At 47.7% G+C, this 17,094-nt stretch carries 18 protein-coding genes; 8 read left to right on the top strand and 10 right to left on the bottom strand.

Features of this window, described 5'->3' with window-relative positions:
• Positions 1 to 8 precede the first annotated feature (8 nt).
• From HH301_RS10415 to HH301_RS10400, 4 genes are read right to left on the bottom strand one after another with little or no spacing between them, the layout of a single operon-like run.
• On the bottom strand, positions 9 to 698 hold the full coding sequence (locus HH301_RS10415; protein ID WP_169568839.1) for a site-2 protease family protein: 690 nt from the start codon (positions 696 to 698) through the stop codon (positions 9 to 11).
• Complete coding sequence (nagZ, locus tag HH301_RS10410; RefSeq protein WP_169568838.1) at positions 698 to 1,750, bottom strand: beta-N-acetylhexosaminidase; 1,053 nt, start codon at positions 1,748 to 1,750, stop codon at positions 698 to 700. Before nagZ ends, HH301_RS10415 begins: the two co-directional genes overlap by 1 nt.
• Positions 1,737 to 2,681 (bottom strand): SPOR domain-containing protein, encoded by a 945-nt coding sequence (locus tag HH301_RS17890; RefSeq protein WP_169568837.1) that lies wholly within the window; start codon positions 2,679 to 2,681, stop codon positions 1,737 to 1,739. Before HH301_RS17890 ends, nagZ begins: the two co-directional genes overlap by 14 nt.
• A complete protein-coding gene (locus HH301_RS10400; protein ID WP_169568836.1) occupies positions 2,681 to 3,700 on the bottom strand; it encodes a DALR anticodon-binding domain-containing protein in 1,020 nt (339 codons plus the stop codon). Before HH301_RS10400 ends, HH301_RS17890 begins: the two co-directional genes overlap by 1 nt.
• Before the next feature lie 116 nt (positions 3,701 to 3,816).
• Here HH301_RS10400 and erpA point away from each other — a divergent pair, with 116 nt between their 5' ends.
• The 6 genes from erpA to HH301_RS10370 all read left to right on the top strand — a co-directional run bounded on the left by erpA (position 3,817) and on the right by HH301_RS10370 (position 8,273).
• The gene (erpA, locus tag HH301_RS10395; RefSeq protein WP_206378260.1) at positions 3,817 to 4,164 is read left to right on the top strand and encodes an iron-sulfur cluster insertion protein ErpA; all 348 of its coding nucleotides are present in this window, start codon (positions 3,817 to 3,819) and stop codon (positions 4,162 to 4,164) included.
• 83 nt (positions 4,165 to 4,247) lie between these two features.
• Entirely contained in the window at positions 4,248 to 5,021 is a 774-nt protein-coding gene (locus tag HH301_RS10390; RefSeq protein WP_169568834.1) for an exodeoxyribonuclease III, read from the top strand.
• Positions 5,022 to 5,136: 115 nt separating this feature from the next.
• Positions 5,137 to 6,780, top strand: coding sequence for a PAS-domain containing protein (locus HH301_RS10385; protein WP_169568833.1), 1,644 nt, complete (start codon positions 5,137 to 5,139; stop codon positions 6,778 to 6,780).
• An 89-nt stretch (positions 6,781 to 6,869) separates the two neighbouring features.
• On the top strand, positions 6,870 to 7,376 hold the full coding sequence (locus HH301_RS10380) for a PAS domain-containing protein (protein WP_206378259.1): 507 nt from the start codon (positions 6,870 to 6,872) through the stop codon (positions 7,374 to 7,376).
• 41 nt (positions 7,377 to 7,417) lie between these two features.
• Positions 7,418 to 7,912, top strand: a complete 495-nt coding sequence (locus tag HH301_RS10375; RefSeq protein ID WP_169568831.1) for a GNAT family N-acetyltransferase — start codon at positions 7,418 to 7,420, stop codon at positions 7,910 to 7,912.
• A gap of 4 nt (positions 7,913 to 7,916) precedes the next feature.
• The gene (locus HH301_RS10370) at positions 7,917 to 8,273 is read left to right on the top strand and encodes an MmcQ/YjbR family DNA-binding protein (protein ID WP_169568830.1); all 357 of its coding nucleotides are present in this window, start codon (positions 7,917 to 7,919) and stop codon (positions 8,271 to 8,273) included.
• Positions 8,274 to 8,325: 52 nt separating this feature from the next.
• Here the strand turns inward: HH301_RS10370 and ilvD are convergent, their stop codons facing one another.
• Positions 8,326 to 10,179 carry a dihydroxy-acid dehydratase gene (gene ilvD / locus HH301_RS10365; RefSeq protein ID WP_169568829.1) on the bottom strand — a complete coding sequence of 618 codons (1,854 nt, stop codon included), beginning with the start codon at positions 10,177 to 10,179 and terminating at the stop codon, positions 8,326 to 8,328.
• A gap of 253 nt (positions 10,180 to 10,432) precedes the next feature.
• Here ilvD and HH301_RS10360 point away from each other — a divergent pair, with 253 nt between their 5' ends.
• Both HH301_RS10360 and HH301_RS10355 read left to right on the top strand, forming a co-directional pair.
• Complete coding sequence (locus HH301_RS10360) at positions 10,433 to 11,182, top strand: hypothetical protein (protein WP_169568828.1); 750 nt, start codon at positions 10,433 to 10,435, stop codon at positions 11,180 to 11,182.
• 23 nt (positions 11,183 to 11,205) lie between these two features.
• Positions 11,206 to 11,706 carry an OmpA family protein gene (locus HH301_RS10355; RefSeq protein ID WP_169568827.1) on the top strand — a complete coding sequence of 167 codons (501 nt, stop codon included), beginning with the start codon at positions 11,206 to 11,208 and terminating at the stop codon, positions 11,704 to 11,706.
• A gap of 53 nt (positions 11,707 to 11,759) precedes the next feature.
• On the opposite strand, the gene HH301_RS10350 is transcribed toward HH301_RS10355, so the two are convergent.
• From HH301_RS10350 to HH301_RS10330, 5 genes are all read right to left on the bottom strand, one after another.
• Positions 11,760 to 12,389 carry a hypothetical protein gene (locus HH301_RS10350; protein WP_169568826.1) on the bottom strand — a complete coding sequence of 210 codons (630 nt, stop codon included), beginning with the start codon at positions 12,387 to 12,389 and terminating at the stop codon, positions 11,760 to 11,762.
• A gap of 150 nt (positions 12,390 to 12,539) precedes the next feature.
• Positions 12,540 to 13,178, bottom strand: coding sequence for a VPLPA-CTERM sorting domain-containing protein (locus HH301_RS10345; protein ID WP_169568825.1), 639 nt, complete (start codon positions 13,176 to 13,178; stop codon positions 12,540 to 12,542).
• A 295-nt stretch (positions 13,179 to 13,473) separates the two neighbouring features.
• Positions 13,474 to 14,124: a PEP-CTERM sorting domain-containing protein gene (locus tag HH301_RS10340; protein ID WP_169568824.1), complete on the bottom strand. Its 651-nt coding sequence runs from the start codon at positions 14,122 to 14,124 to the stop codon at positions 13,474 to 13,476.
• Between the two features lie 194 nt (positions 14,125 to 14,318).
• The gene (locus HH301_RS10335) at positions 14,319 to 14,945 is read right to left on the bottom strand and encodes a VPLPA-CTERM sorting domain-containing protein (protein WP_169568823.1); all 627 of its coding nucleotides are present in this window, start codon (positions 14,943 to 14,945) and stop codon (positions 14,319 to 14,321) included.
• 563 nt (positions 14,946 to 15,508) lie between these two features.
• A complete protein-coding gene (locus tag HH301_RS10330) occupies positions 15,509 to 17,068 on the bottom strand; it encodes a long-chain-fatty-acid--CoA ligase (protein WP_169568822.1) in 1,560 nt (519 codons plus the stop codon).
• Between the last annotated feature and the right edge of the window lie 26 nt (positions 17,069 to 17,094).

Here is a 17,094-nt window from a genome sequence, read left to right as displayed (position 1 = left end):
AGGAAAGTCTAGTGAAGACCGACAGTCTTGGCAATCAGGGAGATTACAAAGCTGATGGGCCCATCATGCACCCAGCGAAGCAGGTTCAGCTCATATCCTAACGCCCGGCTAATCATGGGCAGAATGAAAATCACCCCGATCAGGAATAAAAATCCATACTTCTCCAACTTGAGAAGCTGAATAGCCAAAAAGTTTGGTAAAATCCCAACGGCAACCTTTCCACCATCAAGCGGCGGAATAGGTAGCAGATTAAACACGCCCAGAACCACATTCAGTAGAAGTCCATTGGCCAGATTTGCCAGCAACCAGTTACTGGCCAATTCTGGAAACAGAACCAGACCATGGATCCCTATAGCGCAGACATAAGCCAGTAGGAAATTCATACCTGGACCCGCTAGCGCGACCCAGATCATATCCCGTTTGGGATTATTTAAGCGTCCAAAATTCACCGGAACCGGTTTTGCATACCCAAACAAGAACGGTGCCTTCAACAGCAATAAGATAGCTGGAAGGATGATTGTTCCCATGGGGTCAATATGTTTAAGAGGATTGAGGGTTACCCGACCCTGATTTTTAGCCGTTGGATCCCCAAACTTCCAGGCAGCAAATGCGTGGCCCGCTTCATGTAGGGTAATTGCCAGCAAGGCAGGCAATATCCAAGTGGAGGCAACCCAGATGATATCGGACAAATTCTCCATCAAACCTCACCCTGCCCGAGCAGACCTTCCAACTCACGGCGCATCTGGACCAAATCCGCCGCAACAGAATCACCGTCTCTGTTCAACAGGCTGTTCTGCTCCCATCTTTCAATTCGACCTAAAGTCTCATGACCGAGGAATGGACATGCAGGGGCGACGGCTTCCATTTCGCCCAGCTTACCCGAACAATGTAAAACAATATCTACCCCTGCTGAGATAGACTTAGCGGCCCGCTCTTCAAGAGTTCCTTTCAACGCCTGCATATTTAGATCATCGGTGAGTAACAGCCCTTCAAACCCAATTTCCCCGCGGATAATCTCTTGAATGATTTTAGGTGACTGGGTCGCCGGGTTTTCTGGATCGAGAGCATCAAATACGATGTGAGCCGTCATTCCCCATGCACAGAAATTGAACTCCTTGAACGGCAGAAAATCCGAACCACTAAGGATCTCATGAGAAGCCGAAACGACAGGCAATTCAAGATGACTATCAACCGTCCCTCGTCCATGGCCAGGCATATGCTTAATAACGGGTTGGATACCGGCCTCCAGATAGCCATCGATAACTATCCGGCTAAGTTCAATGACCTCCTCAGGGACCTCACCGAAGGAGCGATCCCCAATCACAGAGGAAGTCTCAGGCCGTCTCAGGTCCAAACAAGGGCTGCAATTGACGGAAAAGCCAGTCGCCCTTAAATCGGCCGCAATAAGTTGAGTGGATAGCTCAGCCGCCCTCAGGCCAGCCCTTACATCTTTGGTGTAGAGTTCAGAGATTTTACCAAAGGATGGTGCGTTAAACCAATGCGGCTCCCGAAGCCGTTGGACACGCCCCCCTTCCTGATCCACCAAAATAGGGGCATCAGGTCGGCCCACAGATGCCCGTAACTCTGACGTCAGCTTCTGAAGTTGTGGCGGGCTCTCAACATTCCGAGCGAAAAGTATGAAACCAAAAGGTTTTTCCGTTTCAAAAAATCTTCGCTCTTGGTCAGTTATCTCTGTCCCCTCAATCGAGAAGATGACAGATCGCACGCCATCATAATCAGTTTTTGGCAATGAGGCAGTCCTGCTTTCGAGCCTTGAGTTGATCACAGAGTTCTGCAGCCTTCGATCGGTCTTCAAAAGCTCCAGCCTGTAACCGATAGAACAGCCCCTTCCCGGTGACCTCTGCAGTCTGAATTTTATAGACCTCGCCTGCCAGCAACCCTTCGTGCTTCTTCTGTAAGTCTCGCCATGCTTTCTTGGCCGCATCCTCAGACCGGAAGGCACCTAACTGAACCCGAAACGCAACGCCAGCTGGCGCTTCCTTGGCCTCTGTTGGTTGAGTTTTTGGAGCCGCTTCTGCTACCGGTTTGGGTGCAGCTTCTGTTTTTTGTGCCGTTTCCTCAGCTTTCTTTTCTACCGTTTCGACTGCCTTTTCTTCGGTTTTCTCGACCATTTCAGCAGCTTTTTCAATATTATCGGCTGGCTTTTCCGCCATAACGGTTTCTGATTTTTCTTCAACTGCCGACGTCACTTCAGTGGTAGCGGCTTCCTCTGTCTTGGTCATCGCCTCAGTTGGCTCTTCCTTTGCCATCAGAGTTTCTTTCTCCAGAGGCTTTTTGACAGCAGGATCTTCCTTGATATCAACCGGAGCAGCTTCTTCCACTACCTGCTCAGGCGGCTCCATCAGTTTTTCAACTTTTTCTTCCGTATTTTCCTCTCCGTTCAGGACATTGAAAACTTTCTTGTCCTGATGGGGAATATCCATCCCCCCCGGATCTTCGGGCTGTTCTTTGACCGGGGAGTCATCGGCTTTGATAATGGGCGGCGCCAACTGCACGCCCTTTTTTACGCCCTGATCGTAGGCGTACCAAATGCCAATCCCAAACCCTGTGATAATCACCAGCGCCAACGCTGCGCCCAGCAGTTTCCAACGATTCATCGTCGGCACATACTCGTCATCGAAAAAATCGTCGTCGTCATCAAAACTGTGATTATCACTCACTAAATAAACTCCTCTGGCCTCTCAACATCCATCAGATCCAGTCCAGCTGTTAGAAGGGTTCTGACGGCTCCAAGCAACTGTAATCGCAAAATTCCAGAATCAGAATCTTGAAAATATTCAGATGATTGAAGTTTTTCCTCATCATTTAATCGGAAAAATAGCAGGCTTAACCGCTGGAGGAAAGAGACGAAATTAACCATGTCTTGGTCTCTTAGCGTTAGTCGGATTACTTGCGGCCATTCGGTTACCAAAACAAGCAATTCCCGCTCTATTGCCAACGGTAAAGTTGATCCCTCCTTCTGAGCATCCAGAGGAACTCCATTTCTTAAATATCTCTTCAGTCGCGCTTCAGCATAAAGAAGTGCAAAAACGGGGTTCGAATAGGTTCGATCCACGGCGAGTACTGGGCTGAAGTGTGTTGCAAAATCCTTGTCGTTTGCGAAAAGGGCAAGTCGCAACCGACTTTCACCACATTTTGCCAAGGCAGCCTCAGCAGGGTATCCCTGCAACTCGCCGGGGGTCCAGGCACTTTCTGTCGCTTCTAACCCAATCAGATCCGCAAACTTTTTCAGATAGTTGGCCGTCCAAAGCTGCCGCAAGGCTAAAAGATCATGGGTTTCGTCCGGAACCTCAACAATCAATGGAGTGCAATGGGGTTTTAAGGATGACAAGCCGTACCGAACGCCAGAAGAAATGACCTTTGGTAACTCCTGAACCATCTTTTCCTGTTTTAAGGTTATGTTGATATCCCCACTTTCTGCCAGATCCACGGACTTGACAGCCTCGTGCTTTCTTATCTTTTCGAGGATCAAATCCGTTGCCAATAAACAAGTTTCAGAAGATACGCTCTGACACAACTGAGCCGCATTCGTGCAAAGATCACCCCAATGACTGTTTTTTGGGGGTCTCAAGGTCAGTCGGCTTATAATCCCTTCCACCGTCTGCTCATCGCCGGTGAGTTGAGATTTGAGGGCCTCAATCAAACAACTTCTGAGCTCTGTCCAGTAATATTCGGACATTCGTGCGACATCTCCTTGACGGTTGAAGAATTGACAAAAGGGCTTTGGATAAATACATCATAGTGACTTAAGATCCGAAGTGAACTTAAATTCCGTCCCGTGGGACGCAATTCAATATGGCTCAGGAAATCATGGAACCACCTGTCAAACTTACAGATTCTGCCGCTGATCGCATTAATGCCATTGTTCAGGAAATGAACGCTGACAAGAAGATGCTGCGCGTGGCCGTAAATGGTGGCGGCTGCTCCGGTTTTCAGTATAGCTTCGATTTGGACGATACCCAGAATCCAGATGATACGGTTGTGGAAAATAAAGGCGCAACTTTATTGGTTGATAGCGTATCGCTCCTCTATCTTGCTGGCTCAGAAGTTGACTATGTGAACGATCTGATTGGTGCAGCCTTTCAAATCCGCAATCCTAACGCAACAGCTTCTTGCTCCTGCGGGTCTTCCTTCTCCGTCTAAACTCAATAAACATCCTTGAAATAAAAGCCTAAATTGGTCATCAATGGGATGTTTCTATCAATCTCGCCTGTAGGGAAGACGTCATGAAAATCGCCAGTTGGAACGTGAATTCCGTGAAAGCACGCTTGCCACGTTTAACGGACTATCTCGAGAAAAGTCAGATCGACGTCCTGTGCCTTCAGGAATTGAAATGCATAGATGAAAATTTCCCCCGCGAGGAGGTTGAGGCACTAGGCTACAATGTCGAAACCTTCGGGCAAAAAACCTACAATGGTGTCGCCATCCTTTCCAAACACCCGATTGAGGATGTGATGAAGGATCTACCCGGGGACGACACTGATGAACAGGCACGCTACATTGAAGCCACCATTAAAGGGCTCCGCATTGCCTCTATTTATCTGCCAAATGGAAATCCAATTGAGACAGAAAAATTTCCATACAAGCTGAATTGGATGGATCGGCTAATCAAGCATGCCAAAAGTCTTTTGGAAAGTGAAACTCCGATAATCTTGGCCGGAGACTACAATGTCATTCCTCAGGATGAAGATTGCTACGATCCAAAACAATGGCAGGGCGACGCCCTCACCCAGCCAGAAAGCCGTAACCGATTTAGACAATTATTGGGGCTTGGATATGCGGATGCCTATCGCAGCTTTACCCCAGATGTAAATTATACATATTGGGACTATCAAAGGGGCGCTTGGCAAAAAGATCATGGCATCAGAATTGATCACCTGCTGCTCTCTCCGCAGGCCCTCGACATGATGACAGAGGTTGGAATTGATAAAGGCCCCCGGGGCGAAGAAAAACCTTCTGATCACACCCCCATTTGGGTCAACTTGGAAACTCCTGAATAACCCTACGTTAACCCTCCCTACTGTTAGGACAATTTTAGGGTTTTTCAACTAAGCTCTGGCGCCTGGACAAATTGCAGTTTGATTTACGCGTAGAGTTCTAGAGGGGAAACTAGTTGTGTCACAGTTTATGGGGCCTGAGTTAACGCACATTTGTATGGAATATCTCGACCATGGGATCAGCGTAACAGACGCTGACTTCAACCTGATATTCGTCAATCTAAAATTCCTCAACATTCTCGACTTGCCACCAGACTTAATGGTCTCCGGCAAAACCCATATCAGTGAGGTTTTTCGCTTTAATGCTGAGCGAGGGGAATATGGACCTGGAGATGTCGAGGAGCAAGTTGCAGAACGAATGGCACTGACCGAAAAACGGGAGGCCCATTCTTTTGAACGTGTGAGACCAGATGGAACCGTTATTAAGATTGTCGGAAACCCCCTCCCGACAGGCGGCTTCATTACGGCATATTCCGACGTTACTGAGCTTTCAAAATCCCGAAAAGAACTCGAAGACACAAATAATAAGCTCGATGAACGAGTTCGTCAGCGGACAATGGAACTCGCCGAAAGGCGAATTGAACTATCCGAGAAAGCAACCACTCTAGAAACCGTCGTGCAGAACGTTCACACTGGTCTTGCTTTGTTTGATGAAGATTTAAGACTATCGCTGTGGAATGAATATTTCTTTGAAATCATGGGGTTCCCCAAAGACCTAAAAGTCAAGGGAACCCATATTAGTGCCTTTGTTGATCGGGTGTATAAAGACAAAGATATTGGTGAAGAATTCTCGGTCGAGAAATTCAGCAAGTTAAAAAGCAGTATTGAGAATTTTGAATCCTTCGACAAAATCCGAAAACTCCCCGATGGCCGATATCTACATTCCCGACGAGAAAGCATTCCCGGCGGTATGCTGTTTTCCTTCATCGATGTAACTGATCAGAAGAAAGCTGAAGACGTACTGCGTCATAATGCTGAGCTACTTGAGGAAAAGGTTGAGGAGCGGACGCAGGAACTTCGTAAAGCCAAGGAAGATGCGGAACAGGCAAGTAAAGCCAAATCCCAGTTTTTGGCTAACATGAGCCATGAACTCCGAACACCCTTGAATGCGATTATTGGATTTTCAGAGCTGCTGATGATGGATGACTATTCTCTTGTGGACAAAGAAAAACGCAAAGAATACGCAGCAGATGTAAATGCAGCCGGCACCCACCTTTTGCAGGTTATCAACGACATTCTGGATGTGGCTAAAATTGAGGCCAACCAGGTAAACCTTGTCGAACAGGAAATCGATGTTCGGGCGATCTTGGATAGCTGTGTTCAAATGATTTCCGTACCAGCTCAAAAACGCGAAATTGAGCTCATTGTTGACTGCCCTGACCCAGCCCCTCTTCTGCATGCGGACCCAACTCGGATCAAGCAGATCCTTGCAAACCTCCTGTCAAATTCAATCAAATTTACTGACCGAGAAGGTTATGTAAAAACATCAATCTCCTACTTGCCTGACGGAGATATCATGTTCAGCGTAACAGATAACGGCATCGGGATTGCGCAGGAATATATCGATCATGTTCAGACCCAATTTGGACAGATCCATTCTACCTATAATCGCAACCATCAAGGAACTGGGCTTGGATTAAGTCTTGTCCGGCTGTTGACAGAAGCCCATGGTGGATACTTCAAATTGGAAAGCGAGCTTGGGGTTGGAACAAGCGCTCATGTCATTCTTCCTAAGCAGCGCCTTGCAACATTGGCAGCCTAAAAACAATCGGTATCTACTTTAGAAATTTGAGGTATCTCTAATCCTTGGCTATACTTATCTTCCCAAGATAGCCAGTGAGTTTGAGTACTATGTTTCAGGATTCAGCTAAGGTAACACCGAACCACATCATTGAAGATGGGTTTCGCTATTGGCAGTCCATTAAAGGCAATAACCTTGTCCCGAAATGGTCGGATTTTGATCCTGCGGCGATTAAGCCTTTGCTCCCACATATTGTGGTGATCCACGTCCTTAATGATCCCTTGGATTTTGTCGAGCGGATCACTGGGGACACTATTCTTTCCCACAGCTCCAAGAACAGTATGGGACGTAACTGGCGGACCTATGAAGGACGCGGTCCAGATAGTAAAATCTGGAAAACAATGGAGGACGTGGTTCAAACGAAACAGCCAAACTTCCAAACGATTCCCTATGTTGGTCCTCAAAACGCCTTTAAAGAAATTCAAACTGTCGTTTTGCCTATGTCCGAAGATGGTCAGACCGTTTCTCGAACAGTCACTTTTGTGGAGTATATTGAGAAATCTGAAGCCCAGTTGGAGCAGGAAGCATTGTCACTTTACTCAGCTAGAAAGTCCTGACAAATTTAAGAGGTCCTCATCAGTAGAGAGCCGGATCTCCAATGACCGCCGAACAGCCTATTAAACCCGCTTCAGTTGAGAAAAACCTAGGAGACTTTTCTGACTGGGACGCTCTATTAGCCCTCCTCAAATCATCTTTTGCCTATATGGAGGATCGAATAGATCCGCCGTCTTCCTTACATCGGCTTGATCCGAAAACCATCCAGGAAAAAGCAGCGACGGAAGAGCTTTTCTTCATTAAGAATAAGGGAAAACTAGTTGCCTGTGCCTTTATGGATGACCGGGGAGATCATTATTATCTTGGAAAGGTCGCGACAGACCCCTCCCTCCAAGGCAGTGGTCTCGGGCATGAAATGCTAGAGGCCTGCATCAACCATGCGAAATCCCAGAAAAAATCATATATCGAGCTCCAGGTCCGAGTTGAACTTGTTGAAAATCAACGCTTCTTTGAAAAACGAGGTTTTGTGAAATCTGGTGAAACGGCACATGTGGGATATGATCGTCCCACCTCCTATACATTTCGGCTGGATCTCTGAAAAAATGACAAGGGAAGAATTTGATCAATTTTGCCAAAACCTGAAATCGACCAACAACGTGATCCAATGGGGCAATGCGAGTGTGTGGAAGGTGGGCGGAAAAATCTTTGCCATCAGTTCTCGCTGGGGCGATGGTGAGCACCCTAAGATCTCATTCAAATGCAGTGATCTTTCCTATCAGATTTTGACCGAACAGGACGGCATTATTCCGGCCCCATACCTCGCCCGCGCCAAGTGGGTTCAGATCCAGACCCCGGATGCCATGAGTGATGAGGATTTAAAAGCCTACATCCAAACCGCCTATGACATCATCGCGTCCAAACTCAGCAAAGCGGTCCGTAAGGAATTAGATATTACCTAATAAAAAAAGCCCGGCATTGTGCCGGGCTTTTTCATTCCACTCAGCTTGAAGCTTATTTCTGAACCTGCGTCACATCGCGGACCGCGCCGCGGGCGGCACTGGTTGTAAGAGCTGCATACGCCTGCAAAGCTTTGGAGACAACCCTCTCCCGCTTTTCTGTTGGCTTCCAGGCATCAGCACCTTTTGCTTCCATCGCAGCCCGTCTGGCGTCCATTTCCGCATCGGTGATAGCGAGGTTGATGGTCCGGTTCGGAATATCAATCTCAATTGTATCGCCTTCCTGCACCAGGCCGATATTTCCGCCCTCAGCAGCCTCAGGCGACACATGCCCGATTGATAGACCAGAAGTACCGCCAGAGAAGCGGCCATCAGTTAGAAGTGCGCACTCCTTACCCAACCCCTTGGACTTAAGATAAGAGGTTGGATAGAGCATTTCCTGCATACCCGGACCGCCTTTTGGTCCTTCATACTGGATGACAACCACATCACCGGCCACAACCTGATCCCCAAGGATTGCCTTCACGGCGCTATCCTGACTTTCAAAAATCCGGGCACGACCCGTAAATTTCAAGATGCTGGCATCTACGCCGGCTGTTTTCACAATGCAGCCTTCATGCGCAATATTGCCGTAGAGAACGGCAAGGCCACCATCCTGACTATAGGCATGCTCCTTCGCCCTAATACATCCGTTTTCCCGATCCACATCCAGTTCAGGATACCGTTTGCTCTGGCTGAAGGCTTGTGTTGTCCGAACACCTCCTGGACCCGCCCGATAGAATTCCTGCACCGTGTTGGCCCGAGTCTGCATTACATCCCACATAGCCAAGGCATCTTTTACAGAAGGCGAATGCACCATCGGCAGATCATTGTGGATCAGGTTTGCCCGATCGAGCTCTCCAAGGATCCCCATAATACCGCCAGCTTTGTGCACATCCTCCATATGATAATCCTGGGTGCTTGGAGCAACTTTACAAAGATGCGGAACTTTTCGGCTCAACCGATCAATATCCTGCATGGTAAAGTCAATTTCTCCTTCTTGCGCAGCGGCCAGCAAATGCAGAACTGTATTTGTGGAACCGCCCATGGCAATGTCCAACGTCATGGCGTTTTCAAAAGCCTTGAAGTTCGCAATATCCCGAGGCAACAAGTCTTTTTCCTCAAGCTCATAGTGCCGACGCGTAATATCAACGACAGTCCTCGCCGCATCCAAAAACAGCTGCTTGCGATCCGCATGGGTGGCGAGCAAACTTCCGTTTCCAGGAAGCGCAAGCCCCAGGGCCTCTGTCAAACAGTTCATGGAGTTGGCCGTAAACATACCGGAGCAGGATCCACAGGTCGGACAAGCCGAGCGTTCAACTTCCGCAACCTGCTCGTCAGAAATGTCCGGATTACCGGCCTGAATCATGGCATCAATCAAATCGAGGCCAATTTCCTTACCATCTGCCATACCTTTACCGGCTTCCATCGGGCCACCGGACACAAACACTGCAGGGATGTTCAGCCGCATGGCCGCCATCAACATGCCGGGGGTAATCTTGTCGCAGTTAGAAATACAAACGAGCGCGTCGGCACAATGCGCGTTGACCATATATTCCACGGCATCCGCAATCACCTCGCGGGAGGGCAAGCTGTACAGCATCCCATCATGGCCCATGGCAATACCATCATCCACGGCAATTGTGTTGAATTCCTTAGCCACACCGCCACATTTTTCGACTTCGCGCGCAACCATCTGCCCCAGATCTTTAAGGTGCACATGCCCCGGCACGAACTGGGTAAATGAATTGGCAATGGCAATAATCGGCTTATCAAAATCCCCGTCTGTCATTCCTGTGGCCCGCCACAAGGCACGGGCACCGGCCATATTACGACCCTGCGTCGACGTTTTTGATCTGTATTGGGGCATTCTGGTATTTCCTCAAAAATCTCTAGCTTCTTATTGTCATATTCCTAAACCTATTCGGCCGCTAGAGCAACATTTGCAATCCCCCTTTCACCTCAAAACTCTCACAAAAACCCCCCAAATTCTATCATTACTAGTATTTACATAATTTTGTTCTTGTAGTTGAGGTTCCACCATGCAATGTCAGGGTATCACCAGGTCCGGACAGAGATGTCGAAATAGGTCTCTGGAAGGCGAGCTTTTTTGCGATGTCCATATGCGGGTCAATCGCACCCGCAACCTAGCACTTCTCGTCCCGGGGTTATGTCTTCTTCTGTCCCTTTATTTTCTGATTTTCAGCCTGTTTCTGGATGCAACAGTCTTTAACCTATTCCAGATCCCCTACTTCAAGCTAATCGGGGTTGAGGATGCCGTCTTGGGCCTTCTTCACCTTGGCGCACTTGTCCTCGTCGGGACTTTTGCGCTTTGGCTTGTTTATTCGGTAATCCTGGCCATCGCCTTCTTTTGCTTGCTCACCGTTCATATGGTGGGTGAAGTCAAAAACATGCCCATCTCACTTGGCCGAAAAATCACCGTTGTGCTCATCAGCTTGACAGTGCTCTCGTTCAATATGCTGATGAGGGTGCTGTTGATCGTCCCCTTCTCAGGTCGGGTGAAGGATGGCGAGGTCAAGGTGTCCGATAAACGCTTCTCTCGGGCTTTTATCAACCTTCAAAACAAGGACGGAGAGCTTCGAGCAGGTCGCCCGTTTCTGGCGGCTAAAGCGGTTTTTCAGCGGTATCTATTCTTCAAGGAAGTTGGAAATCACAAGTTCTTTTCCTTCACGTTGATCCTGGTAGGACTTTCCCTTGCCATTGGCTATCAAACCTGGCGGGAGGCTCAGAAAACACTCACATGTGAGCTTGCAGCCCCACTTACAGATGACAAGACAAGCTCTTTATTCTCTCTCTCGCCCGCCTGCGCGCCACAAGGCCAGGCGTCCATCTTCACTCAGCTCCTGTTTTAAACCTGTCCCCCCTGCTCAATGGATTGCAAGACTTCTACGGAAAACTAAACGAACGCCTCTCCGTTATTCTGGGCACTGTCAGAGACCAAAAATCACAATTGCAGGATTTTCAGTCGCGACTGAGCGACGTGGAAAAAGCGGTCAAAGCGGGGAATAAAAAGCCTCTGAGCGAGCCTCAATTAAAGGTCACGCAGCGCTGCGCAGATAAAAAACCAGTTTTTCAAATCCCCTTTGAGGTCGGCAGCGCATCCCTCCATCAGGCAAAAGATCTGCAAAGCCTCAAATACCTCGCGATGATTTATAAAAAAAGAAAAGACAAAAACCTCTATCTTGAAGGATATGCTGATCCAACCGGACCAAACGCGTTGAACGAAAAGCTTTCTTTTCAGCGCGCCCAAACCGTTAGCCGGATCCTGCAGCAGCATGGATTATCCGCCACCCGCCTGATCCTCTCCGGCCGAGGCAGCAACCAACCGGAGAATACGTCATATCCAAGAAGAGTGGATATCAGGATCTGCCCCTGACACACAAAAAACGGAGGCTAAATGCCTCCGTTTTTTTTGACAACTTACGCAGCTTATCGCCGACGCCTTATCCATCCCAGTAATAGCAGCGGCGCTGCAAAAAGGGCAAATGCTGGCGGCAATGGAACAGCTGAAACTAACTCAATACCTCTTAGTTTAAAACCTTCCTGCTGATCTAGTTCTCCAATATACACTGAGGAGACGAGCAACCCTGGCAGTGAAAACTCATGGAAACCGTTATCACCGGTACCTTGAATATCAACCTCAGTTGAACTCGAGACATCGTTTATCCGGTAACTAAAGTGATCATTCTCACCAACATCCGTGAAGAGGAGCTTTGTAATATAGACTGGCACACTAAAACTGAGAAGGATTGCCTCCCAGTTACCATAACCCTCTACATCGACGCTATCATCAATACATTCTTGGTTAGTAACAAAAAGTTCTGCTATGACTGGGCAGCTCGTAACACCTAATCCCCCTAGATATTGCTGGATAGACGGTTGTCCGCTACTTGACCAGGAAGTCGCCGTAATATCAACACCGCCACCGCTAAATTTGTAACTATCGCCATCTTTTGTGCCTTCTCCTGTCAAGAAGGAAACGGGCGCCGCATGTGCTGGTAAACTGCTCAACAGCAGTCCAACCCCAACCGTACAGGCTGCTAAAATTCTGAATTTCATTTTCTCTCCAATCTTTGTTTCAATAAACCAGGAAACTCAAAAAGAGAGACGATCCCCCCAAGCAATCCGTGAGATCAGTAGATAAGGCAAAACAACAAAAAACGGAGGCTAAAAGCCTCCGTTTGAACTTAGGATCAATGTCTTTAATATTCAGACTTGCTTGCGCCGTTTCAGGACACCAAGGCCAATCAGGGCGGCACCAAACATCAGCACGGCTGGTGGCAGCGGAACGGCCGAGACGGGTGAGAATTGCAATCCCGCCAGCTTAAAGTCGTCATCATAATAAGGCGCTGCAATGGTAAAGACTGTTCCAACAAGTCCACCATCGGCAAAGTCATAATATCCGCTGTCAGAGTCATATCGATTACCACCAACGATATCGAAGACGCTGTTGGGACCTGCATCCGCCATGATGGAGAAGTCATCGTCATAGCCCACATAGTTAAAATAGACGGACTGGAGCGACACTTCCTGGTTAAAAGTCAAAGTGATGCTTTCACTTTTCTTATAGCCATCGATCTGGTGATTATCGCTGTAACAGTGATATTTATGAGCGCTACATTTATAGCTGGTGACATATAGGCCAGAACTGGAAGATTGACCAAAATATCCACCGTGGTTTCCGCCAAAATTAGCGGACGCGGTTAGATCATAGCCGCCTTCGCTATAATGATAGGCTCCGCTATCATATTTTCCATTTGTGAACTGCATGGTGATCGCCTGAGCAGCTGTCGCGCTCAAGGTCAGGGCGATTACCGCCCCCAGGCTTGCCAAAATTCTTTTCAGCATTTTCTCTCTCCGTTACCTCCTGCCGACACTTTTTAAGTGATGACAGGCAATCTACTGGAGCAGACCCGCAAAACCTTGCAGAACCCCTGCTCCCCCCAACCTCAAAAGGAGGCATAAAATTCAATACTGGGTGGTAAACTAGGCCGAAAAAGTTAAAATTGAGATAGAAAAAGGATCAAATTTTAAGCAATTTTTCGGGACCTTTTCGATTAATTTTATCTGAGTTGCGGCACAAAAAAAACGGAAGCAAACCTGCCTCCGTTTTAAAAATATTTGGTTGTCAAAAAGACAGGTATCAAGCGGATTTCCGACGCTTAAACCACCCAAGCCCCATGAGCGCCGCACCAAACAAAAGAACCGCGGGTGGTAACGGGACAGCTGACATTTCATAATCTGCAGCAGATACTTTGAAATCATCAAAATCCATAATCGCAGCAATATCAAACACACTCCCTTTTAAACCCGGTAAACTAAATTCATAATATCCCTTACCAGTATCGTTTCCATTACCACCCTCAATATCCACCGTTACCCAGTTTCCATCACCAACGCGGTATGAAAAATCATCATTTCTACCCACCGCGGTAAAATAGATTTTGTTTAAAAAGACTTCTTGGCTGAAAGTCAGCCGAATACCCTCATTACCCCAACCATCTATTTCAGGATTGTCATAATCAACGCAAATACCTTCATAATCTTTTATACAGATTCCAAGCCCACTATCTGTTTGATTTAGAACTCCGTCGAAAAAAAGTTCATCAGCAACAACCCCTTGCAAAACTGACGTGGTGATCATAGTGCCATCGGATCCAGTATATTTATATCCTTCTCCATCCTGTGCTCCATTGCCGTTAGACGAAAAATCAACAGAAGCAGCGCTGACAACAGAGGCGCCGATTGATAGGCTGGCGGCTATTAGGGCGCCGGCGAATAATTTTTTTAACATAACTCATCTCTCTTCATTGTTCCTGAACAAGTCGGACCAGTGCCCTGACGAAAGACAAGCGACAGGTCCTCCAGAAACAAACGCTTTGAGAGATGAGCCGTGACGGGAAAACCCTCAGAATTCCTGAACACCCCTCACAAAAAAACGGAGGCGAAATCGCCTCCGTCTTCAACAACTATACTTTTGCTGGTTTCTTATGCAGCCGCTTTACGACGACGGAACCAACCCAGTCCAGCCAGAGCCGCACCAAACATCAAAACGGCAGGTGGCAGTGGAACAGCGGAAACTGTTACACCACTCAATTTCCAGTCATCATTCCAATCAAGAGCAGCAATATCAAATACTGTACCCTTTAGACCAGGAAGCGAGAAGCCATATGGATTATTGCCTGCGATACTGATGTTTTCAGTCCAGGAACCACCATTAACACGATAAGCAAACTGATCATCGCGATCGACATGTGTGAAACTAACAGATGTAAGATAGACTTCTTCACTAAAAGTCAACTTTACAGCTTCCCCATAAATCCAACCGTCAACCTCGTGATTAGAATCAACGTTGCAACAGTAGTCGCCACTATATACAGCTAATCCATGGTCATCATACTGTCGGATCCACTGGCCACCAGAAGAATATCCAACTGGAGTAGCATTAACAGAAATTCCATCGACACTGTAGCTAATGTTACCGTGCCAGCCAGCCCCTTGCCCGTCTGTTCTGTTAGTACCTGATGTAAAATCAAAACTGGCAGCACTAGCCAATGATGCGCTAAAAAGTACAGCCGCCGCGACGGCTGCTCCCGCAAAAAGTTTTTTGAACATAACTCATCTCTCCGTCAATAGGTGTTCAACACCGCCGTGTTGAAACAACCCTGATCATTTTTATTCTGCAACAATTGGGAATTGTCGCAGACCCCTATTGCTCCCCCTGAACATGGAGAGCCCTTACTTCAAGACTGGCTTTATTATGCCTGACGGAAACACCAACGCCTACAAATTAGATAAAATTTTACGCATTATAATAGGATTTGTCGGGATTCTTGGTTAACAAAAATGGTTAACAAAAACTTAAGGTTGTACATGTTGCACAACTAATCCTATCAGTTGCAGAATCATTCGAAAAATATGAAAAGTTGCACGAATCAAATTCAACACGAAATTAAGACTTTATTAACTATAAATGGACCTAATTTCTGTAATAAAGTTGAAATAGCTGGTTTTTGGGCAAAAATTGCAGAAACACACTTAAAATATGTGGAAACTTTAAGACTTTTTTAACCACAATACCGCTTTAATAGACCTCATGAGATCATTTTAGAGCTCACATCTCCATATAAAAGGAGGGGGTCCTTCCCCCTCCTTTTCTATTCAAACGCGAAAATCTTTTAGCTAACGGCCTTAGATTGATCTGCCCAATAGGGTTTCCTAAGTTCTGTTTTGAGGATCTTGCCTGCACCAGAAAGCGGTAGCGGGTCGGTTGTGAAGTCTACACTTCGAGGGCATTTAAATCCGGCGATTAGCGTATGAGCAAAGTCTATCAAATCCTGCTCAGTCGCCGTCATCCCTTCATGCAGGCGAACAATGGCATGAACCTGTTCCCCCCACTTCTCACTCGGGATCCCGATCACGGCACATTCGGCAACCGCTTCATGCTGATAAATCGTGTTTTCAACTTCCGCCGAATACACGTTTTCACCGCCGGAAATGATCATATCCTTGACCCGATCAACAATATAAACAAAGCCCTGCTCGTCCATATAGCCGCCGTCCCCCGTGTGCATCCATCCGCCTTTCAAGGCCTCTGCCGTCTGTTCGGGCTTATTCCAGTAGGCAAGCATGACGTTGTCGCCCTGAACGCAGACCTGCCCTACGGTGCCATAGGGGACTTCCTCATCATTCTCATCGAAGATTTTGACATCTACAGAATAAGCCGCCCGGCCCGCTGATTTAAACCGTCCTGCGTTAGGACCATCCAACACATGAAATTCAGGCCCAGTATATGTAACCAACGGCGCGCATTCTGTTTGGCCATATGCATGGGTAAAGCCACAACCCGGCAATTCCTCAAGCGCTTTGACGATTACGGCTTCCGGCATGGGGGACGCACCGTAGACGATATTGATCAAACTGGTCAGATTATAATCCCGGATCTTGGGATGGTTTACCAACATGTTGACCATGGTGGGCACCAGTAAGGTTTCCGTAATGCCATGCAGCTCAATAGCCTGCATGGTTCCTTCTGGCGTGTAGCCGGGTATAAAGACATGCTTGCTAAGGCCAAGGACAGCGGCAAAAACAGCGGCCCCGTCCGCAATATGAAACATCGGCGCGGCATGAAGCCAAACACTTTGCTCAGTAAAGCCATAGGCCGGCATCGAATTCAAGCTATTGATGACCAGGTTATTGTGGCTCAACATCACTCCCTTAGACACCCCTGTTGTCCCACCTGTGTAGAACAAGCCGGCAAGATCATCACCCTTACGACCTGCATCAGGAACCGCCTCAGCAGCTGCGAGGATTTCCTCATACGCGTGCATTCCCTCAGGCGTCTGGTCATCCCCGAGGTAAATAACAGTCTCCAGGCTTTCCACTTGCTTCAAAAGTTCTGGGACAGCAGGCGCAAACGCGGCATCTACAAACAGGATCTTGGAGCCAGAGTCATTCAGCCAATAGGCAAATTCCGGAACAGCCAGACGTGTATTGACGGGGACGAAAACACCGCCGGCCCAAGGAACCGCGTAATAGAACTCCAGATATCGATCGGAATTCTGGGCCAGGATCGCTGCCCGTTCCCCCTCTTCAAGCCCTAATTTCTGAAGCGCACCGGCAAGGCGCTGCACCCTGTCCTGAAACTCTCCATATGTATGTTGACGGTCATTATAGACGGTTGCCACAGCATCCCTTTTGGTCTGCACTGCCCGTTCCAGCAATTGCGAGATCCGCATGTTTCCTCCCTCGATTATTTTTTTCC

The sequence above is a fragment of the Sneathiella limimaris genome (assembly GCF_012932565.1).
Lineage (GTDB): Bacteria > Pseudomonadota > Alphaproteobacteria > Sneathiellales > Sneathiellaceae > Sneathiella > Sneathiella limimaris.
This window is presented reverse-complemented; position numbering and strand designations above follow the sequence as displayed.